The organism is Bradyrhizobium sp. MI1.11 (assembly GCF_055811255.1).
The window spans coordinates 1-21,654 of record NZ_JBVVPM010000081.1; the positions used below are offsets into that span (position 1 = coordinate 1).

Annotated in this window: 13 protein-coding genes and 6 pseudogenes; 15 read left to right on the forward strand and 4 right to left on the reverse strand. The window is 59.7% G+C overall.

All coding sequences use genetic code 11. From position 1 onward, the window contains the following. Window positions 1–794 precede the first annotated feature (794 nt). Window positions 795–1,262 (reverse strand): annotated as a pseudogene (locus tag AC0L30_RS39415) (helix-turn-helix domain-containing protein); the annotation flags it as partial. Window positions 1,263–1,300: 38 nt separating this feature from the next. Here AC0L30_RS39415 and AC0L30_RS39420 point away from each other — a divergent pair. From AC0L30_RS39420 to AC0L30_RS39465, 10 genes and pseudogenes are all read left to right on the forward strand, one after another. Beyond that, window positions 1,301–1,450 (forward strand): hypothetical protein, encoded by a 150-nt coding sequence (locus tag AC0L30_RS39420; RefSeq protein ID WP_473406518.1) that lies wholly within the window; start codon window positions 1,301–1,303, stop codon window positions 1,448–1,450. Further along, window positions 1,405–1,584: a LexA family protein gene (locus AC0L30_RS39425; protein WP_473406516.1), complete on the forward strand. Its 180-nt coding sequence runs from the start codon at window positions 1,405–1,407 to the stop codon at window positions 1,582–1,584. Before AC0L30_RS39420 ends, AC0L30_RS39425 begins: the two co-directional genes overlap by 46 nt. A 154-nt stretch (window positions 1,585–1,738) precedes the next feature. After that, window positions 1,739–1,974: pseudogene (locus AC0L30_RS39430) on the forward strand (IS256 family transposase); the annotation flags it as partial. A gap of 536 nt (window positions 1,975–2,510) precedes the next feature. After that, entirely contained in the window at window positions 2,511–5,657 is a 3,147-nt protein-coding gene (locus tag AC0L30_RS39435) for a DUF2169 family type VI secretion system accessory protein (RefSeq protein ID WP_473406504.1), read from the forward strand. Then, entirely contained in the window at window positions 5,647–6,723 is a 1,077-nt protein-coding gene (locus tag AC0L30_RS39440) for a pentapeptide repeat-containing protein (RefSeq protein ID WP_473406505.1), read from the forward strand. The genes AC0L30_RS39435 and AC0L30_RS39440 overlap by 11 nt, the downstream gene beginning before the upstream one ends. A 3-nt stretch (window positions 6,724–6,726) precedes the next feature. Further along, window positions 6,727–7,134 carry a DUF4150 domain-containing protein gene (locus AC0L30_RS39445; RefSeq protein WP_473406506.1) on the forward strand — a complete coding sequence of 136 codons (408 nt, stop codon included), beginning with the start codon at window positions 6,727–6,729 and terminating at the stop codon, window positions 7,132–7,134. A gap of 32 nt (window positions 7,135–7,166) precedes the next feature. After that, the gene (locus AC0L30_RS39450; protein WP_473406507.1) at window positions 7,167–8,123 is read left to right on the forward strand and encodes a hypothetical protein; all 957 of its coding nucleotides are present in this window, start codon (window positions 7,167–7,169) and stop codon (window positions 8,121–8,123) included. A 17-nt stretch (window positions 8,124–8,140) separates the two neighbouring features. Continuing rightward, window positions 8,141–8,797, forward strand: coding sequence for a DUF3540 domain-containing protein (locus AC0L30_RS39455; RefSeq protein WP_473406508.1), 657 nt, complete (start codon window positions 8,141–8,143; stop codon window positions 8,795–8,797). A 5-nt stretch (window positions 8,798–8,802) separates the two neighbouring features. Continuing rightward, window positions 8,803–10,575: a tetratricopeptide repeat protein gene (locus tag AC0L30_RS39460; protein WP_473406509.1), complete on the forward strand. Its 1,773-nt coding sequence runs from the start codon at window positions 8,803–8,805 to the stop codon at window positions 10,573–10,575. A 52-nt stretch (window positions 10,576–10,627) separates the two neighbouring features. Next, entirely contained in the window at window positions 10,628–11,566 is a 939-nt protein-coding gene (locus tag AC0L30_RS39465; protein ID WP_473406510.1) for a hypothetical protein, read from the forward strand. A 106-nt stretch (window positions 11,567–11,672) separates the two neighbouring features. Here the strand turns inward: AC0L30_RS39465 and AC0L30_RS39470 are convergent. Beyond that, window positions 11,673–13,018: pseudogene (locus tag AC0L30_RS39470) on the reverse strand (IS5 family transposase). Between the two features lie 163 nt (window positions 13,019–13,181). Between AC0L30_RS39470 and AC0L30_RS39475 the strand changes: the two are divergent. From AC0L30_RS39475 to AC0L30_RS39485, 3 genes and pseudogenes are all read left to right on the forward strand, one after another. Continuing rightward, window positions 13,182–13,415 (forward strand): annotated as a pseudogene (locus tag AC0L30_RS39475) (IS3 family transposase); the annotation flags it as partial. Window positions 13,416–13,833: 418 nt separating this feature from the next. Beyond that, window positions 13,834–14,523 carry a thermonuclease family protein gene (locus AC0L30_RS39480; protein WP_473406517.1) on the forward strand — a complete coding sequence of 230 codons (690 nt, stop codon included), beginning with the start codon at window positions 13,834–13,836 and terminating at the stop codon, window positions 14,521–14,523. Window positions 14,524–15,848: 1,325 nt separating this feature from the next. After that, a pseudogene (locus AC0L30_RS39485) lies at window positions 15,849–15,995 on the forward strand (inorganic phosphate transporter); the annotation flags it as partial. Between the two features lie 222 nt (window positions 15,996–16,217). On the opposite strand, the gene sugE reads toward AC0L30_RS39485, so the two are convergent. Continuing rightward, complete coding sequence (sugE, locus tag AC0L30_RS39490; RefSeq protein ID WP_473406511.1) at window positions 16,218–16,532, reverse strand: quaternary ammonium compound efflux SMR transporter SugE; 315 nt, start codon at window positions 16,530–16,532, stop codon at window positions 16,218–16,220. A gap of 203 nt (window positions 16,533–16,735) precedes the next feature. On the opposite strand from sugE, the gene AC0L30_RS39495 reads away from it, so the two are divergent. Together AC0L30_RS39495 and AC0L30_RS39500 are read left to right on the forward strand one after the other, a co-directional pair. After that, window positions 16,736–18,931 (forward strand): Ulp1 family isopeptidase, encoded by a 2,196-nt coding sequence (locus AC0L30_RS39495; RefSeq protein WP_473406512.1) that lies wholly within the window; start codon window positions 16,736–16,738, stop codon window positions 18,929–18,931. Window positions 18,932–19,086: 155 nt separating this feature from the next. Next, window positions 19,087–20,036 (forward strand): annotated as a pseudogene (locus AC0L30_RS39500) (transposase); the annotation flags it as partial. A gap of 497 nt (window positions 20,037–20,533) precedes the next feature. Here the strand turns inward: AC0L30_RS39500 and AC0L30_RS39505 are convergent. Beyond that, window positions 20,534–21,574, reverse strand: a complete 1,041-nt coding sequence (locus AC0L30_RS39505; protein ID WP_473406513.1) for an IS110 family RNA-guided transposase — start codon at window positions 21,572–21,574, stop codon at window positions 20,534–20,536. Between the last annotated feature and the right edge of the window lie 80 nt (window positions 21,575–21,654).

Sequence of the window (21,654 nt, forward strand, 5' to 3'; positions counted from 1 at the left end):
TGGAAACTACCAGGGGTAGCTATCGGATTTCAATACGTAAGGCTTGCTGCCTCAGAATGTGCTCGAACGCGAGAGGTATTGCCGCGAGGGGCGGCAACCGCGAGCCCGTCTGCTAGCGCCACTGTCGCACGGACCCTGTCGTTTTTGACAGGTGAGGAACCGCCGAGATGTGGGCGGGCATGCTCGCGACCAAAGGACGAGGGCTCCGACTATGCGACGCTACTACTTCCCGATTTTCCACAATAGAGAGACACAGGCGCACGACACGGGAGCGCAGATCGCTCTGCTGAATTTAGCGGTCCAATGGGGCGCCCGGTGTCGCTCGGGATGTCGCCAGCGATCCCGCCTACGATTACGCTAGCGGCGCCACGCAATCGTGGTCGACGCCTCCGTTGCTGAGATCGCTCGGCATGCGTCGGTGGTGTCGGCGGAAAGACCCCCAAACTGCCGAAGCGCCTTGTGGCCTCAGTCAACGACCTGAGGCGCGGCGGGTGTTGTCCTAAGCAGCTTAACCGCCCGAGTGGGTTGAACGACCGGTCCTGGGCATCATGCAACCGAAGTTTAGACCAGGCAGCCACTAGCAAACTTTCTGAGCGGCTTGATCCGGTTTATCATACCCGTTTTAAGTCGTCACTGAGGTAGGAAGGTGTAAGGGCAAGTCTGAGCGAGCGCGGACACTCGCTGTTGCAAATCAGTGATTTCATATTTGACGTCATGCACCACCGGCAAGATCAGCCGGTTCTTTTCGGCGCTGCACGCATAAGTGCTTTCGAGAGTTTCTTCTTCAGCCGTGACACATGAGGAATGCACCACATGTCCCTGCGCCATGGCTTGAGATCGTTCTCGGCCAGCCGGCGGCGCACGGTCTCGCCCGACAGGCTGTCGTGATCGGTGAGCTTGACGATCGTGTCGGCCAGAAGCGTCAGCGTCCAGCGTTTGTGGCCGGCGGGCGGCTTGGCGCATGCGGTCGCCACCAGCAGGGCCTCCTCCTTGCCGGTCAGCTTGCGCTCTTCGCCCGGACGCGGCTCCTCGCTCAAGGCCCGCTCCAGATTGCCTTCCACGAAGCGGCGCTTGGTCCGGCCGACGGTGGAGAGGCTGACTCTCACGGTCCGGGCAATCTCCTCGTCGCGGCCGCCCCTATCGGCCGCCAGCAAAATCTGCGCCCGCTTCAGCTTGCGGGCGGCGTGTTTGCCGCCACCGAGCATCGCCGTCAGTTCATCGCGCTCGGCTTGGCTCAATTCGACCCGATAACGTACATTCATGCTTTGCCTCCTTGTCGGAGGCCGGGACGAATCCAGCGATGAGTCAAAAATCAGGCGCGCACTTCATCGAGAAGCAGGGACATTACCTGGCCTTCATCCACACCTACGCCTACATGTTCGGATTCCACCCGCCGAAGCCGACATTCAGCGCCACTTCCGCGTCAGCCCGCCTTCGGTCCACCAGATGATTGTCACCCTCGAACGAAACGGCTTCATCCGACGTCAACCCGGCGTCCCCAGAAGCATCGAAATCCTCGTGCCGCCCGAAAGCTTGCCGATCCTCGAATGGCTCGGCATCAAAACGTCAAAATCACTGTGGTGAACTACTAGTCGTAGAGGCGGCCAGCTACTAACTCGAGCTCGCAGCTCATCGTACGCATCGGCCTGCCCACACCTTCGTGCTCCCGGTGCCTCTGTCCCGGATGGTCGCACCATACGCCACGATCTTGAAAACCGCAGCCGAACATCTTATACCGGTTACCAACCCCATTGAAAGCACCTTCGCCACCGCACGATCCGATCGAAGGGCTGTCTATCCAACAAGACTGCGCTCGCGATGGTCTTCAAACTGGTCGAGGGCGCCCAGAAAAATTGGCGTCGTCTCGACGGTCATAACCAGTTGCCAAAACTCGTTCTCGGTGTGACATTCAACAATGGGATCGAGGTCATTGCCAAGCCGACCGACCGTCAGCCCAAAACCGCCGCCGCCTGACCGGCCCGGCCGTTACCAAAATTTGGCGATAGCTCGGCTGATCTGCCGTTACCCTTTTGTTCAATAGATATGGCTTCATCATCGTCTCAAGAAAGATGAACGTCAAAATGACGCGCGCGCTCAGGCATTCGGTCTTGCTACTTGGATGTCGCGGCACCGCGTGTCGGCTCAAATGACGGGCGGCCGACGCAATGTGGTTATTGCCTAGCTTCGTCTCCAGAAAGCACATTTCCAAGGACAGCGAAGCGCCCCGTTTCTGCAAACTGAAGGTTCTTGTCCTTTTCGGCAATCGCCGCAAGCCCCGACGCAGTCTTCCATCTGGTCGCGCGAGCGGCTTCCGAGCGATGAGGCCCCGCATAGCAACTCGCGGCTTTCTCGATCACACTACTGCAGTTCGGACTTCCAACCGCGCTGTGCCGACTTGGCTGCCCCACCTGATTTGGTATGTGACAGGAAGACGCGTCCGTATGGGTGAACCGAAAGTCCGCCACGTTTGAGAAATATGGCTAGGAAGCGACAATGTTTCGGCGGATATCATGCCCATTTTTATAAAGCCACGCACATTGGGTCTTTTGACGAAATGCGAGCGCCGTCCGCCAGGGGCAAGCCTCATCGTTTCCGTTTTCGCAATGTTCGACTTGGCCAACCCGGGCGCGGACCGTCTGGAGAGCGAGCAGGAACTCTGGATCATGGCAGCGAAGGAGCTTCCGCCCGGCAACCCTCTCGACATCGGCATGCCCAAGCCGCAAGCGGAAGTGCTCATCGGCGGACATGCAGCGGCACCAGAAGGGCAGTCGACCGAGCGCATGATGGTGGGCTGGACTTTCGGGTCGATGCAGAAACACCTTCTGGTGACGGGCGACCGCTATTGGCAGATGGCAGCCACCGGCTGGCGGCCGACAGCCGTGCAACGCTTCGCGCAAATGCCGTTGACACGGCAACGCGCTTTCGGCGGGCCAGGCTACGCCGCCAACCGCGTCGGCGTTGGTCACGAGGCTCTTCGCCGCAGCATGGCCGGCGAACTGGTGGCCCTGCCCAACGTGGAAAGCCCCGAGCACGCGATTCAGTTCATCGAGACAAGCGCACCGCCTGCAGCCTTCGGACCAATGGCGCTTGATGATAGGGAGCGCCTACAATACGCGGGGAGCTATGACGCCAGGTGGCTGAAGTCAGTTGCACCGGCTATGGCGACGGACGCTGATCCGCGCCTTTTTCTGTTCGCTCCGCCAGACCAGCGCATGACCGGCTTTATATGCGGCGGAGAACACTACGCGCTGCAGAACTTCTGCGCGGACCATCCATTGATTGAAGGCAGTCTGCCGGCGTTTCGCGTGCGCTGCTTCATCGGCTGGACCGATGCGGCGCGTGCCGTCACGGAACTGCAGACGCGCATTGATACCCTGTGGCTGTTCGCTGGCGCCCGCCGCGGCGTCATGATCTACCGCACCGCGATCACCGTGCAAGAATTGGACGGCAGCGACGTTGGTGACATTACGGTCGCCTACGAGCGACAAAGCGAGCCTGCGCGTCCGTTAGATCATTATCTAACGGTCCGGCAGTTGCGGCTCGCGCCGAAAACGGCCGCACGCTATGCCTTTTCGGAACATCAACTCACCCCTCAGCATTCGGCTGCCGAACGCGAGCGCCGTGCAGCGCGGCGGCGCCAACTGACCGAACAGCGTACAGAGCGGCAGCTGGCCTCCATGCGGTGGGCGCTCGATCAGGAACTCACGCGAATTGATCTTGCACCTTCGTTGCGTCCTGCGATCGAGATACCATCCACCGAACCCTCTAGGATTCCGGAACTGTTGCCTGAAGAACTAGAGAGTGGCGAAATTGATTTGGCCGAGACTCTCGACGTCTTGGAGAACGTACAGGAGAAGGCGGAATCGGACGTCGACAAGCTCGCTGCTCAATACGAACCCGCACGCACGGCCTATGAAAGGATTGCCGACGGAACCGCCACAGCGAACGATATCGACGCCTTGCTCGCCGCAATCAGCAACATGGATGCCGCGCAGTCGATGGACGCGGGCCTACAGGAAGATCTGCCGCTGCCGGTGGACATTGATCCGGACCTGCCAGGCGCGATCGAAGACAGGCTCACGCGCGCGCGGAACTGGCGCAGCAACCTGATCGGCGCCGCACAGCAGCCGCTGGACGAGCAAAACAAACTGGAGCTTGCGCATGCTCGTTTCTTTAACCTGGCGCCTGGACGGCCGCTCGAGCCGATACGCAACGCCATCTCCGACGACGACTTTTCAGTTCCCGATATTCCGGCGCTTGTACTGCCGGAAAACGAGCGCAGCGTCAGGCCAGAGGCGCCGCCGCGCCTATCGATTGACGAGTTACTGGCGAAGATCGAGAGGGCCGGTACACCGTCTGATGCCACAGCACGTCTGCGGACCGGCTTCGCCGATGCAGAAGCTGCGCTCAAAAAACTGCTTCCTGAGCTAGCCGCCGATGAGCGTTCGCCATTCGAGGCCTTGAGTGCAACGCATCAAACGGCAACCGCCGATGGACCCGAAGCAGCGATCGCCGCCGCCAACACGGGCTCTACGAAGGCACTGACTGCTCTGCGGACCGAGATCGACCAAGCGGAAGGTCAGTTGGCTGCCGGCATGGCCGCGGCCAGGCTTGCCTCACCGAAGCCGCTCAGACCAGAAACGATGCTGGCGCCAGCTGTCGCACGGGCGCTGGGGGATCTAGTGGAAGAGGAATTTCGGCGCGGCGGCATTGTCGCCGGACGCGACCTGGCCGGCGCCGACCTCTCCGGGCGACGATTCACGAACGCGGACTTCTCCGGTGCCTTTCTTGAATGCGCGAAGCTAAACGGGACCGATCTCGCGGGCGCCACATTCAAGAAAGCCACGCTATCAGGCGCGGCGCTCGTCAACGCTGATTTAAGCACCACCGACCTGACCGAAACGAATCTTGGTGAAGCCGACTGCCGCGGAACGCGCTTTGCGGGCAGCCTGCTTGTACGCGCCAATCTTCTTGGCGCGCGCATGGCGGGCGCATCCTTCGACCGAGCGCGTCTTATCGAGTTGCAAGTGTTGCAGGTGCCGATGATCGGGGCAACGTTCCGCTCTGCACAGCTAGATCAATGCTGCTTCATCCAAGCCACTCTAGATAATACCGTTTGGGAGGACGCCGTCCTCCATCGGGCTCAATTCTTGGATCTATCGCTGTCCGGCACGAGCTTTGCTGCCGCGCGACTCGAGCAAACCTGCTTTCTCAGGGTGGCAGCACCCCAGCTCGATCTCAGCAGCGCCCAATTAGACCAAGTCAGCTTCATCGGCGACATCGATCTTCGCGACGCCCGCTTCGGCCGCAGCAGCGCCGAAGCGCTCTCCTTTCAGGCAGCCGACCTCAGCGGCAGCGATTTCACCCTGGCCCGACTAAACGGTGTTTACTTTGGCAAGTCGACTCTCGCACGCGCCTCCTTCCGAATGACGTCGCTGAAAGGCGCGGTATTCACCGGCAACGATCTGCGCGGTGCCGACTTCTATGCCGCCAATCTGCTCGAGGCACATCTCAATCAGGCCGATCTGACCGGCGCTAGCCTGCGCCATGCAAATCTCTTTGGTGCCGACTTGATGGACTCTGCTTTGCTCGCAGCCGATTTGAGCAACGCCAATATCGGTCGCACCGTTATGATGGTCCCGCGTCATGTCGATTGATCTGCTATTGCAGTCGATTGCCCATGGTTTCCCGGTCCGCGAAGCTCACCTCGATGGCCAGATGCTATCTGGACTGAGCCTGAACGATGGGGTTGTGCTGAGTTCCTCCTTTCGCAACAGCAGCTTCACAGGTGCCTCCCTGACTGGCATGATGTTTCAAGACTGCGACTTCAACGCTGCTTCCTTCGCCGACGCTCGCTTCGAAAAATGCACGTTCGTCAGTTGCCGCGCTGGCGGATCTGACTGGAGACGAGCAGGTTTCACCCAGTCGACGTTCATGTCATCGGATTTGAGCCATAGCGACTTCAGCGAGACGCGGTTTACCCAGACGACAGTCATGCGTTGCATCTTGGCCAACACCGTCCTGCGCGGCGCGATTCTATCTCAAAGCGCTTTGATGGATTGCGGGCTTGCCGACATCGTACTCGACAACGCCACGCTTACGAACGTCGCCATCACGCAAGCCGATTTGCGTAGTGCGCAGGTGACGGGAATGCGTTGCGACACGATCGTGTTCTCGGAATGCGACCTGTCGGAGCGGGATCTCACCGGGCTGATGCTTGCCCGAGCGAACCTGAGCGGCGCCAAGCTCGATCGCACAAACCTGTCCGGCGTCGACCTTTCCGGCTCGGTTTTGATGGGCACGAGCCTCGTGGGTGCCGACCTGTCCAACGCGACCGCCCCCAACACACTGTTCGCGCGGGCCGATCTGCGCGCGGCACAGCTGCGTAATGCCAATTTGACGCAGTGCGTTTTCACACATGCGCGCCTCGACGGCTGCGATCTCTCTGGCGCACAACTGGGAATGGCCGTTTTCACCGGTGCATCGGCCATGTCCGTTTCATTTGCCGGTGCCGACTTGTCGTATGGGCTGATGCATCATGCCAACGTCGATCTCAGCGACTTTTCCAGCTCGCGCTTTCTGCGCACTGACTTTCATTGCGCATCGACTGACGGCAGTCTGCTCGTGCCCCAGCAAGGCAGCGCCCTGCAAACCGTACCTGAACGCGCTGTCGCCGAACTCTACGATGCGAGCCGCATCGTGCCGTTCAAAGGAGAGTGCTAAACGATGACCTTTGTCAATACAAATGGCCCGATGTCGGCGGAGGATCACGGCTTTCCCGACGTCTGCAACACACCATGCGGCCTCGCCATCGTGCCTACCCCCTATCCAAACATCGCGACGAACACGACGGCTATTCCCACGCAGTCTCGTTGTCTTATCATGTGCATGCCGGCCCACAACATGACGACCCAGCGCACGGCATCGGTTGGCGACAATGCGGGTGTGGCCCTCGGCGTCATCTCTGGCCTTGTGATGGGCCCAGGACGTTCCAAGGCCGGTTCCGATAATTTGTCGATAGGCGGGTCACCGGCAACCAAACTGGGAATGCCCACTAAGCAGAATGGAGCCAACCCAAACGCGTTTGGATTTTCGCTATCACCCTCTCAAACCCGCTTCATGGCGCAGCGCTAGGCGCCGACAGTCCTACCATTAGGGAGTCGACCGTGCCAAATGCCTACACGCGAATGTTCGTTCCAGAAACACGGATCTCTCCCGTAACGAAATCAACGTATCTGCGCCTCGGTTCTTATTCGGAGGAGGAGGCAAAGATCGTCACTGGATTGACCACGACTGGCAACGAGATCCTTGCTGGAACAAATAAGTATGAAAGCGACAACACCGGCATGCTTGCCTTCACCAATGCAGACTTCCAGGCAAACGTCGAAGGTGCCGCATTGATGAAAGTCGGTCGCGGTCAGACCACGGAGGTCACGAACGGCAACTCCCAATATAAGGTCTTGAAAGGCGCTTATGAGATCTCCGCCGAGAACGGCATATCAATTACTGCTGGCGTTAACGGTACGCCCGCCGACATCACGCTTACGGCCTCGAACCACGTCAACTTAATCAACAAAGGCAACAAGTCGGAAACTACCACCGGTGACGTAGAGAAGCAGACGATGGGCAACACCCAGGAGTTCTTCCAAGGCACCAAATTCACCTGCATGAGAGGCGCAACTACCAAGCTGACGATAGCCCGCAAAGTATCCATGTTCCTCGGAGAAAAGTTCACGTACAAGGTCTCCCGCGAATGTTCCGTCAATCTAAGTGATTTTAACTCGATAACGGTCGGCAACAGAATTGATATTGTCCAAGGAAACGAGATCAAGCAAGTGATCGGAAACTCGGCCAAATCTGTCTTTGGACCCGATTTCAAGTCAGCAGATAGTGATACCAAAATTCTCAGGAGAAGCGATTTCAAGCTCGCGCCCGTCGACGATTTGAAAGTGGTCGGCCGGGATGGAAAGATCGCCAACGTCAGCGTGTCCGTATCGCACGCAACAATGAGCAAAGAAGAGTTGAAAACAGAAGAGCAAAAGCTTGTGAGTCGAGCGGTAGAGATCATGTCCAGTAGCGGCGATGTAGAGGTTATACAAAAGAAATCGATAATTTTCATGTAGCCGGCTGGAGAGCAAGAATGACGAAGACGGTTCGTGCAGCAGACACACACATGTTGGCGACGGTCGATCGCTTGCTTGAACCGGGACATCAAAGCGCCCGCGTCGTATCAGTCGACGGTGATGGCGCCACTGTGAAGGTCGAAGTCGCTGGCGCTCGTCACACTGCAAATGTGGCTGTAGGCTGCTTGGTCCGCCCTATTCCACAGGATCTGGTGCTGCTGTTCAGTGAGGCGGAACAAGCGTTCGTCGTGACCGTGCTGGAGCGAACGGCTTCCAGTCGGGGTACAGTCGGCTTACCCGGCGGTCGCGACATGTTCATGGATGGCGAGACCATCACAATCGCCGCGCACCAGCGTATTTCCTTGCGCGCCGAAAGTATCGATCTACAGGCTAAGTTGTTTACCGTGCTCGCGAACAAGAGCACCTGGATCGGAAAGCTCTACACGTTGATCGCGGACCACGTCCGATGCACGGCGCGCATCCAGGAAGAGAGCGCCGGCTCACTTGTGGTAAAGGCGACCGAGCGTATCGCGGTCATCGAACGGATCGACTTATTGCAGACCGAAACCCAGGCCATTAGAGTCACCGGTATCGCCTCCGAGATGGCCCACAGCAAGGTGATAGCTGTAAGCGAGGACCTTCGCCTCGACGGCAAACGCGTGACAGTTGCATAACGCGCATGTCGATCATTGGTATGCGCGGCCCGACGCGAGAAGACCGGCTTGAAGCGGCGCAGGAGTTTATTGCGGTCGGCCGTCTCGAGGAAGCGGAGGTGCTGTTGGAGCAGGTCGCCGCCACCAGCGATCCCGATACGCTTAATGCTAAGGCCACACTAGCGCTCGCACGGCAACGCGCGGAATTGGCGTTCGAGCTCCTGGCGGAGGCGGCGACAGGCCATCCCGATCACGCCGGGCTTGCTACGAACCTCGGGATCGCCCATGAGATGCTCGGCAGGTATGACGAGGCGGTTATTTGCCTCAAGCGCGCAGCGGCGCACGCCCCCCGCAACCAGGAAATCAAGCTCGCGCTAGCTCATGCGCTGCAGAGCCGAGGTGATGTCGCGGAAGCGCGCGCGATTATAAGCGCTCTTATCCAAGACGAGCCGGGCAATGCGCGCGCCCTCCTTCAGCTTGGCACCCTGGATCTCGGCTTGCGCGATTACTCGTCGGCGGAGATTGCACTGCGTCGCGCTCTGGAGCTTGTTCCGAAAGATCCCGATACGCTGCGGAATTTGTCGGTACTCTTAATTGAACGCGGCTGCTTCGAGGAAGCGCTCAACGTTGCGGAATGCGCTCATCTGCGCGCGCCGCTCGACATGGCCGGGCTCTCGCATCTGGCTTATTGCCGTGCCGTGATGGGACTTTGGGCGGAAGCGGAAATAACCTGCAGAAGATTGCTCGCCTATGCACCGATCCATCTTGGCGCGCGCGAAATTCTCGCCCGCGTCATGATTGCCAATGGCGAGGAGGAACGGGGAATTGCGGAGCTTACGACCTTCGTACGCGCGAACAAATCGCACCCTTCTGCTGTGCTTCTTCTGGCCAAAATTTTGCAGTTTGTTGGGCGGTTTGATGAAGCGCTACGGCTCGTCAGTCACCTCTCGCGCGTCCAACCCGACGATGAAGCGGCCAACTCTCTCGCGACCGCACTTGAACTGACGCTCGGTCGCTTCCCGAGACCCGAACCGGACGCGTTGCGAGTTGTGACGCGAGTAGTCGTGCCACCAAGGACTGGCGTCCTTGAATTCGTAGCACTTGCTCGTCTCTTGCGTCGGCCGACGAGCCAGCAAGAAGTGCGTGTAGTCGCGGAGCCACCTTACCAGGCTCTTCTTACGAATCTAGCCGAACGAGTCATTCTCGACGAGCCGACGCCAGGGGTGTCCGCTACGCCGCTGCAATCGTTATTGCGCATTCTATCGAAGGACGCGCGGAACATTGCCGTTGGCATTCCCTACCTGCGCCCTCAGGCCGAGCTGTCAGCGAAGTGGCGGGATGCATTGGCTGCCTTCCCAAGGCCTTGGGTTGGCATTGTGTGGGAGGGCGGCGCTCTCGGCCTATCGATGGAGCAGATAGCCGCCGTGCTTACTGATTCGGTGACGCCGGTCAGCTTGATGACCGACGCGCGACGCCACGACATGAAGCGTTGGAGCCGTCCGATCGATATTGGTGTGCATATCGAGCAGCCTGCGGAATTCATCGCAGCGATCGCCAATCTCGACGCCGTGGTTGGACCCGACAGCTTCGCCGTCCATATCGCCGGAGCGCTTGGCATTCCCGGGGTCGTCTTTGTTCCGCGCGGTTATCCCTGGTATTGGGCTCAGGCGGAAGGCACGCCACTGTGGTATCCTTCATTCCAGGTTGTTGTGCAGGAGCGGTTCGGGGAGTGGTGCGGCCCGATCGACGACGGTCGGCACCGGCTCGAGACCCTGCTGCGCACACAAACGATTGACTGAAGGGCAAGCTCTTGCTCGTCAGTGGACTGGAAAAATGCCAACGGGGGTTCACATGGACGACAAACAAAAATTTGATGCATTCCACCCAAGCCAGTTCGATCCTTTCGATGAAGCGTGGTGGGTGGCGTACCAACAGCAGCAAGCTGAGCAGCCGAGGCCACCTGAGGAAGCGGCGCAGCCGCGGGAAGTAGCGCGCCGCCTCCCGAGAGAACTCGAAGAAAATTACCCTCCCTGGCTTCTCGACGACCTGAACTACCTCGAAGACCTGTTCAGGGAAGCCGCTCAAAAGTCTGACCTGGCCCCGGCGACTCTGCGAGATCGCCTGTTTTGTCTTCGTAACATGGCGACGGGGCTCGCGCTCGAGGGACAGACGATTAGAGCAGACGACGCGTTCTTGCGGGCTTGGTCCTACCAGCTGGAGAGTCCGCGCTATATGAACGCGCTTAACATTTTTATGCGGTTTCGAAAAGGTTCCTGGCTAAAGATGTTGACGCGCCCCGGCGAGAGCGTCGCGGCGGGTGCTTCCGGAGCGAGCGGCTCTCGACAGGCCGAAGGTCAACCTGGCGCGTCGCCTGTCTCCGTCGAGCCAGAGGAGTTTCAGCGAGTGTCCGCCTCGCTGCCAAGCTCGTCCGAGTTTCGCCGGGGAATAGATCTGGTCCGCCAATTGGCCATCGACGCTATGACGCCGGATCCTGCACAACGGGGACAATCAACCGGGTATTGGCCACCCGCAAGTCAGTCGAGCCAACCGCCTCGGGATCAGACTTTGAATCCGGCGTACACGCCCTGGCAAAATCTGGCAATGTACGCCCCAAACTGGCAGCACGGCGATCAAAGCGCGACACCGCTTCTCATCGAGGGAATGCGCTCGAATGAGGTGCTGCCGAGCGCATTTCAGCCGGAGACATGTTTTATGATCGGCCCCGTGAGCTACACGGCCTTTCTCGGTCGTTCAGGGCGGCCGAATGACATTTTCGTCCGCCGATGCTGAACACGATTGCCGGTGCCGTCGATGGGGCGACTCAACCACTCAACCCATCGATCGACCTCGTCGTCCGTGAGGAAAAGAGCTGGCCCCGGTTGTTTGGAGTCGTCCGTTAAAAAGCCGGTTGAGGCGGTGATCGGTCGCTGGCAGCAGCGATGAGGGCGGTCAGGATCAGGCACCAAAGAGCCCTGAGCCAGGCGAGGATGCGGCGGAAGTTGTGGCCGACGGCGGAGAGGATGACGTTGGCGGCGTCTCCTGCGCGGCCTTTGAGGTAGCAGCGGCCGAGGTGACCATCGCTCTTCAGGTGCCCGATGATGGGTTCGATGGCGGAGCGGCGGCGTAGCTCGCGCTTGATGACACCGAAGACGCCGCGCTTTTGACCCGAAATGAAGACGCGACGGGGATTCTGTGCGTCGTGGCCGCGATATCCCTTGTCGACGTAGGCCCGCTCGATCGCACAGCCGGTGAGCGTCTCGGTGCGGTCGATGACGTCGCGCAAGGTATGACCGTCGTACGGGTTGTCGGGCAGCGCCCTGGCGTGCAGCACGAACAGGCCACCGGGAGCACGGCGGTTGTTGGTGACGATGGAGGCTTTGACACCGAACTCGTAAGGCGCGGCTGCCTTGCCCTTGCCGATGCACTCCACCTCCGGGGCGTGGAAGGAGTAAAGCTTCCAGCCGCGCTGGCGCTGCTGCTGCAAGCGGATCTGCGAAGCCGGCTGAGCGGGAGGGCGAACGCGTTCTCGAGAACCGCCTGCCCTTCGATCTTGCGGCGGATATCGCGGATGATCCGGCCCAGCCGGCTGCGCAGGATGCGCAACTGCCGCTGATGCCGCTTGAATTGCTTGGCATGGGCGTAGCGCCCCGCCATCATTGCCGCGGTCTTGGCGATGCGAAGATAGGACTGCCGCAACCTGCCCCCGTGCTTCCTCGCCAGGCGGTTGAGCCCCTTGATCGCCGCGTGCAGCAGCTTGGCATCGGTCGGGAAGGTGATGGCCTTCGGCTGCACGGTGGTATCGACCGTGACCCGCTTGAGGTCCTGGCTGCGCAACGCGCCGGCCTCGTGCGCTACCCTCAGGCTCTCGGCCAGCAACAGCTCCAGCTTGTCGCCGAGCCGCTTGCGCCAGTGGCTCAGGTCCGAGCGCTCGTGCGGGAACGCGTGCTGGAAGAACTCTTGGCCGGTGAAGTACTGGAAATACGGGTCGTGGACCCGGCGCTCGCACACCCCCTCATCGGACAGGCCATAAATGTGCTTGAGCAGGAGCAGCCCGATCACGAAGCGGGTCGCGATGCCCGGCCGGCCGTTCTCGCTATAGAGCGGCGCGATCTCGCCGTCGATCCAGTCCCAATCGACCTTGCCGGCGAGCTGAACCAGCTCGTGCTTCATGTTGATGATCTGGTCCAGCCTGGCCCGGAACAGATCGCCCGATCCCGTCGTCCTGTGCTTCTTCGGTCGCATCGCCACCTCCGATGCGGCCACGGAATCATGACTGGCGATTCGACGGAATCTTGAGGGTTCTGTGAGGTCGCGGGGAGAGCTGGCCCGGCAAATTCGGACAGTAGCTTGAGTGGATTTTCTGCCTGACAGCGGCGAGGATTCTTGCCGCGAATCAGGAGCGAAGATGACGAAGAAGAGCCGCCGGACGCATTCTCCGGCATTCAAGGCGAAGGTTGCTTTGGCTGCGGTCAAAGGCGACAAGACGCTGGCGGAGCTGGCGCAACTGTTTGATGTTCATCCGAACCAGATCACGATCTGGAAAAACCAGCTCCTGGAGGGCGCCGCCGGCGTGTTTGGGCATGACAAGACATCGGCCGAGACGCCGGTCGATTTGAAGGCGTTACATGCCAAGATCGGTGGCCGAGCTTATGCTCATTCCGCACAAGGCGACCGGGAAATCATATTCGCCGACTTGCGGCCGGCTGTCTGCACCGGCTTGGTCGCTGATCAGCGGACGCAAACTACCGAGTTCGACCTGCTGGTGCGCGATGCGGCCGAGGCGGATTGCCGTAACGACGTGGAGCAAAGGCCGGATGCGGTCAGCGCAGCAGCCTGGTCGCAGAGCATCGCGGGCGAGGTTGAACGCGGGCGTCTTGCGCTGCTGATAAAAGAGGATTCATCCGTCGAACGAGCTTGCCTGTGGAACATTAGCTCCCTCCTAAGCACTGCTGCGATGGAGCGCCTTTGGCGCTTGCCCATGCTCTGCTGCACTCGGCCGGAATGTTCGCAGTTCGACAAAGAAGATCGCCATGCATGGATTGATCGTGGTGTTGACCATGCTCGCATTGTGCACCATCGTGTTGGCCGGCGAGCTGACGGGGCCGGCAAAGGTCATCAGCACCGACAGCCTTGAAATTCACGGGACACGCGTTCGGCTCTGGGGCATAGATGCGCCGGACAAGACTCAAATGTGCCGAGATATCAACGGCAATCTATATCTATGTGGCCTCAGGACCGCGAGCGATCTTGAAGGCTTCATTGCAAATCGCGAAGTCAGTTGCCTGTCAGCCCTGGAGGATGAGTGTGGACGGACGATGGCGACCTGTTCAGCTGATGGCACCGATCTCGGAGAATGGTTGGTGCGTAACGGTCTCGTGCTCGATTGGACGCGATATTCGAGGGGACGATACCACGCTGCGCAACGCGCGGCCGATCGTGCCGGACTGGGCTTATGGGCGGGCAGCTTTGCCGTACCTCGGTTATATCGAGCGTGCATTCGGTTAGGTGGTGGGCCAGCCGACTGCTCTGATGACGCGAATGCACATCCTTCCCCACACCAGACTCTGCGAGAATCGGCTCCGCGTGAGGTGGCAGTCACGGGCGAGCTGGCGTCGATCGGAAGTGAGTCAAGCTCACCACCGCCCCCAACCATCAAGGGAGTAAGATGGTCTCAAACTCTCGTAAGCGCCAACGGCGCAGGACACAAAGTCGCGAGCTCCGCAGCAACGACACCATCTCGGCCGTGAGTCTTGAGAACCATGGACTCGCGGTCCTGCCAAGGCGCCGCCTTTTGAGTTCGAAAGAGGGCCGCATTCGCCTCAGAAGAATGACGGGTTCTCCGGGTCCTAACAAGGCAAAGCGTGGCACGGAAACAACAATCAGATTCCGCCGGGTAGAGGTTAAGCGGAAAGAAAGAAGGCCAGTGGTGTTCAAGGAACCACTGGGCAAGGTAGGCAACACCAATGTTGCTTGGAAGCCAGCCTACCTCCACTGCACTCGACTCTAAGTTTCAGGTTTTGGTATGCCCCGAGCTCCCAGCTTGATTTCCAGAGGTCGCCAGATGCCGTCCAGCCAAAACGCATATACTCGCACTCAAATCTGACGGACCAATCAGGTATGAGCGCTTGCTCAACGCCGGCTCCGAGGATGCCATCGAAACGATGGTAGTCGAATTGCGGCCTTTGCCGCGGGAAGGCCACATAGGTCCCTTCTCGGACTTCGCTGCTGTTGGCAGTATCGGCCGCGATTGCCTTTCCAAGCCAGGGCTGCTCCGACGTAGGCCAGCGTTTGGCCGTGCGGGTAACAGGCGTAACACAACACGTGCGTTTTCGGTGACAAAGACGTGTGGACCTGCCTTGCAGGCGCCGATCACAACAATGCCAGAGAGGACGATACGACTGTTTATACGGCTGGAAACAGCATGGGTCGCTCACCACTGGCTCGAGATCCGCCGAATGAGCAACACCGCATGTGACGAGCGCAACTGCTGCTACGACCCGAACAAGAACGCCAGATCGCATGTCGCCTCCCGAACACGACGTGCGCGCCTTTCACAACGAAGCTTGAGCCGCTATCGCTTCCACGCCCTCGTTGTTTGCAGACTCTGTGCCGACGGACGCGATGCAAACTTCCGGCGTTTTCTTCGCTCGCGATGTTGTCGCGGATCTGAGGTCGAACACGAATCGCATGCCGCGCGCCGGCACCGCCCGTCGATGAGTTCTGTGAACGCTCCTGCGAAAGAGATTAGGTGATCCAGCTTCTTTACAAGGACGGACACAATGAAGTCACACCCGGAAATTTCGAGGCGCTGAGCTGAGCTGAGCTGAGCTGAGTCAGAGATCGCAAGCTCACCTGATTGATCCGATGTAAGAATTGAACCGGGTCGGCAATTCCTGGTGGAGCCGACGCGGGATGGTCGGAAGCAGTTCGGAGCAAACGAACACGATCTGCCGATTATCGTTCTGTGATGCATCTTGTCCCCTGCCTGCTCTGCAGACCAGGCAACGCATGAACCCGGCAAGCGACCTTTCTTTGCCACCGTCCGGAGATCAGCCGTATAGCTGGGGGTCGATTGCTGTTCTATTCGCACGGTGATCTCGGCAGCGAATTGTTCGTGCCGTTCTGGGTGGTGCTATCGTGCCAAACGCGATGGCGGTGGGGACCCTGATGGGCGGCTGGCGTATCGTCCGCGATATGGGCTTTCGCATTGCGAGACTGAGGGTCGCGGCCAGCAGGTCTCGGCCCAGAGGGCCTGCATCGGCATCTGGTTCATGGTGAGTTTGCTCGGCCACTCCACCACCGCCAATGTCGGCGCCGCGCCCAACGGCAGTGCCGCTGGAACGCGGCCAGCCCAATTGTCCATGCCTGGTCAATCACGGTGCCGGCATTGGCCATCGTTGCGGCGCTGACCTGGTGGGGGTCAATGCTATCGATGTTTTTGTCAGGACACGAGCTCCAGCCCAACAATGCCGGCGACGATCAGTCCGATGCTGGCAAGGCGAAACGCGGCGGCCAGCTCCCCGAACAGGATGATGCCAAGCGCTGCGGTGCCGACCGCACCAATACCGGTCCAGACCGCATAGGCAGTTCCAATGGGCAGCGTCTTCAGAGCAAGGCCGAGCAGGATCACGCTACCGGCCATGGCCGCGAGCGTGAGCACGGACGGAACGAGCTTGGTAAAGCCCTCGGTATATTTGATGCCGATTGCCCAAGCGACCTCCAGCAGGCTGGCGACCAACAAAATGCTCCAGGTCATGGCGATCCTCCGTTCGTGGCAGGGTCGTCCCCGCGGCTGATATGATGATGAGCTGTAAGGCCGTTCTCGCCAGAGCTCGCAATTCGCTTCGATCAGGCAGGGAGGCAACTTCTCTCAAAGATCAGCGTTCGGACGTTAATGGTTCGGCGAATTCACACGATCGACAAAGCAGAAAACCCTCTGCTCCCTTCATGCGATCGGCAATGTTGCAGAAAGTCGCCCCTTCGAAGAGATCCTTGTACCTGTCGCGGAGGAGGTTGCCCAAAACGTGTCGTCGCTGCAAAATCCATGCAGCAGAAAGTAACATCGCCGTTTGGGAGAAGAACATTACGATATTGCCGTTCGTCAGGACATGTCAGTGCTCCAAGGAGTTGCTGTCGTGCTTCAACCATCTTAAGCTCGCCGCTGCCAGCCCTGCTGCGCGGCGGTCGCGAGCGAAGCAGCGCTTCGTCAGGAATTATGTCGACAAGTTCGGGATGCACCTCCCCCATGACTATGAGATTCTTGGCCGAGGGGCAGTGATCGGCAAAGTCAGCAAAGACGGCTTCGATCCTCCTGCGTCTTTCAACAGCGATCGGGAAATCCTGGAGACGACCATGACCGACACTCCGGCGCATGAAAAGCAAAAGTACAGCGAGCTGGACGAGAGCCTTATTTCCCAACTCAGAAGAGAAGCTGAGATGGCTGACTATAGCGCAAACTACGTCGGACAGCTGGCCGCCCGCCTGACAGCATTCAGCGATTGGTGCTGCGCGACCGGGAGGCCGCCAATAGCCGGTCGGCTTAACAAACTGGATGAGGATGTGCAGTCCTTTGAAAAGGTAAGGGGCGGGCCGTACGTCCTTCTTCTCAGAAACGCGCTGACGGTGCTAAGAAAACTCGAGTCAATTCCCTCTGGTGATCGTGCGAGCTATCGTCGTGGAGCGCAATGTGCCGAAGATCGGGAGTTAATTCGCGAGCTCTCCGTACAGTTGAATCTCCTGCCGAGAACAATGCAACAGTACCAAAGGGCTCTTCGCGCGTTCAGTGATTGGCTCTATAAAAATGGAAAACAGCCTATGGCTGGCCGACTCCACCACGCCGGGCTGGAGAAAGATGTTGAAGAGTTCAACGAGACCGGGGTATACAGCCGCACGATCGTCTCCGCGTTAGGTACGCTTCGGGCCTCTTCCCGTCAGCAAGGAGGTTTGCCCGCGGGGGGGGGCAGTTCGCAGCAAATCACCAGGGCATTATCGTCGGCCAATGCTAAGTCGCCCTCGGCCATTCGCGATCATGGGTCGTCGGCGTCCCGGGCCCGCTCTGGCAGCTTGGATTTTGATCTGAATGCGCGACTGCCGCCCGAGTTGGATCACGGCTCTGTGCCCACCTGGAGGGGCGAGCCAGAGGATTTCGGAGCTCACGTCCCCTTGGGTTGGCGCGGCGGCTGTGCCCCTGCGCCCCTGATTGCCGAACTGCGTAACAGGGGGCTTCTGCCGACTACATTCGGGCGGACAGATCTGCTTATCAATGGTATGCGCTATACTGCCGCCTTGCAGCTGGCGCCAGTACCTGTGACCCCGTACAATCCGCAAGGCCCTCAAATTGAGCTCACTCTTGGAGGAGTGCCGTTTGAACTCGAAAGCCAGTCTCGAGTTAGGAAGAGGAACACGGAGGCGACTGCACGTAATCCGATGAGCGATAGCGTTAGTCACGCTGAGCTTAGCACGGCCGAGCTGCAGTGGGACCGCAGTGTTCGTCTCAGGCCGGATCAACCGGATGGACAGGTCTCCGGATCATCGGGCATCAGACCGCGGCATCCGCTGGTGCTCGCCCCCGGGGAATGGCTGGACGACGAGCATATCAGCGCGGATTATAGCTTGGTGCGCGCGCAGTTTCAGAGGGAGAATCCACGGATGAGGTTCGTGCTGCCCTCGCAAGTCCAACTGCTCCGCCTCAGCGAGGAGGTGAACGTCAGGCGGGAAATTGTGGAGCGGGTGATGCACGACGAAGTTGGTAACGATACAGCCGACTTCCTGTTCCTGCCATTAAGCAATGCCCGTGCTGGTCTCCAAGGCGACCATTGGTCGCTGCTGTTCGTTGATCGCAGCCAGCGGGAAAACCCGGTCGCGTATCACTACGACTCACGGGCCAGTCACGGCCCAAATGGCGAGATCCGCTGGCAGCGCAACGGCAAAGCTGCAGAACAGCTCGCAAACAGGCTGGACGTCCGCCTGCAGCCAGCCCCTATCGCCAAACAGAGCAACGACTATGATTGCGGCGTGTTTGTGGTGGACGCCACGCGGACGCTGGCTGCACGATTGGCGCAAGGAGAGCGGCCAGCAGAGGGCAACCCGCTGCGCCTCAGCCATCTCATGGCCGATAGGAGGTCACTCCAGGAGCGACTTTCGCACAATCGATGACGCGCCTTGGCTGTTCATTCCTAGACTCTGATGGTGGCCCGATCAGGAGCGCTCAATGAGCTATCGCCGAAAGTTGGTGACGGCGGGAATCGGGAAGGCGGCATATCGTGGGGGTGCTTGACGCCTCCACTTCTCCACCAAAGGAGCGATATGCCGTGCCCAACGATAACGTCACCAGACTGATTCAGCCAGGATTCTTCGACGATCAACTCACCGAAATCTTGCGTAATGGGGCACGAGCCCCGCTCGCCAAAGTGGTCGAGGTTGAGGTTGCGGACTTTCTCGGCAAGCATGCCGATTTGAAGACCCACGACGGTCACCAGCGCGTCGTCCGCCACGGTCACCTGCCGGAACGCGAGGTGATGACCGGTATCGGTCCGGTCGCCGTCCGCCAGCCGCGTGTGCGTGATCGCGCGAAGCCGCCGCCGGCGATCCCGGCCGCATCCGGTTCTCGCCGTCGATCCTGCCGCCCTACATGCGCCGGTCGAAGTCGATCGAGACGCTGCTGCCGATCCTTTATCTGAAGGGTATCTCGACCGGCGACTTCTCCGAGGCGCTGGCGGCGCTGCTCGGCAAGGATGCTGCCGGGTTGTATGCCTCCGCCATCGGCCGACTGAAGGACGGCTGGTTCGACGAACACGCCGCTTGGCAGAAGCGCGATCTGTCGGCGAAACGCTACGTTTGGCGCCCGCTAGAGCGCGCACGACTGGCGCGATCTGCTGCTCGATCTGAGCGGCGCGGGCTCGATGCTTCCCCGCGGCTCGTCATCGCCGATGGCGCACTCGGGTTCTGGAAGGCCGCCGGCGAGGTCTGGCCGAAAACGCGCGAGCAGCGCTGCTGGGTGCACAAAACCGCCAACGTGCTCGCCAAGTTACCGAAGAGCTAGCAGCCGAAAGCGAAACGCGCGTTGCAGGAGATCTGGATGGCCGAAACCAAGGCCGCCGCCGAACTGGCGTTCGAGGCCTTCATCGAGAGCTACGCGTTGAAATACGACAAGGCGGCCGACTGCCTGGCCAAGGATCGGGATACGCTGCTGGCATTCTACGACTTCCCGGCCGAGCATTGGAAACACTTACGGACCACGGATGAGATCGACAAGCAGTTTTTAGCGGGCTCCGGAAGATGCATTCTTTTGTTCGACCGCGCCGCCGGCATTCTTCCGTTCTCTAATCGCGCCCCATCATGCAAGTCCTTTCTTTCCATTTCTCAGAACACACAAGAGTGCTGGTCTTGTCCGTCGAAGCGATGGCGAGCGAAGATTCGCTCGGAACGGCGAGGTCAAGCCCGAAGCCGCCGGAGGCGGGGGCGCAAAGCGCCAGGCTTGAGCTTGCTGTGCCAAGCGAACACACTGTTCAGCCAGTTTCGACCCTATGCCACAACACCGCTGGCCATACCGTCAGTCGCTGCCGAGTCCACGGTTCTCTTCGCAGTCTGATTGGTTTTACAGCTGCATTTATGCGTCAGGAGGTCGGCGCCGCTATGTCCCGAGCGCGGTCTGCATCTCTGCAGCCGCAGGAGGAATGGCGCGGTCGCCGGCGCTCGTCCCGGCAGGGACCTCTTACCGCTATCGCAGACAGCGGATCTCCATGTTGGTTGTACCGATTAGGTGATCGCGGTGTGGGGACTCCACTGGAACGCCGTCCCGTCACGCCACATGTGATGCAATATGACCGCCAGTTTCCTTGCCACCGCGACCATTGCCCGTTTGCTTCCCAATCGTTCGATCAATGCGCGTCCCCATTGCTGGAGTGGGGAAGGTCGGGAGCAGCGGCGCAACACAACGCAAGCAGCCTCATAAAGCAAGGTTCGCATAGCTGGGTCACCAGCACGCGAGATACCTCCAGCTCTATCGGTTTCTCCCGACTGGAACCTGCGCGGTGTCAGCCCAAGATATGCGGCAACAGTCCGCGAACGTCTAAACCGGTGTGGATCTTCGACCGTGCTTATGTACGAGAGCGCAACGATCACGCCGACGCCAGGGGCGCTCATGAGGCGTTTGGCGATCGGATCGGCGGATGCGCGACGGCACAGCGCACGATCGAAAACAGTGATTTGGTCTTGCAAGGTTTTCAGCGCAATCAGCATTGGTTCGACGATCGTCAGCAGTACCGGATTGTCTTGGATCGCAGCGCGAACGATCCCAATGTAACGCCGTTGACTTCCGATCTTGAGGATCATGCCGAAGGTCTTCAGCAGTCCGCGGACGGTATTCTTGATCTTCAGGGCCGTGCTAACGAGCTGCGCGCGGGCGCTGATCATGGCGCGGACCGCATAGGTATCCATACTCTTGACCAGCACCTGCCGAAACCAGCCGACGCGAACCACCTGGGCGATTCCATGCGCGTCGTTGGCGTCCGTTTTGTTAATCTGGAGCGACAAGGCCGCCTTGGCATCGCGGGCGTCGATGCAAATAACTGGAATTCGGCGCTTCTTCAGCTCGTGGAAGAGCCAGACGGAAAGCATGCCGGTCTCGAGGCCAACGCGCACAGCATTTGGCGCATGCTTGCAGACAACCTGCTCAATCTCGTCAGGCGTCGACGCGCAACATCCTCGCCAAAGCGTCCTACCGGCTTCATCGACTACACAAGCTTTGGTTTCTTCAAGCGACACATCAAGACCAACATATTGGGTGATCGGCTGCATTGCGTTGCTCCTCGGATAGGGAATCAGTGCGCAGAGGCTAGCAAGGAGCCTGCTCCGCGATTACCCCATGTCCCGACCGC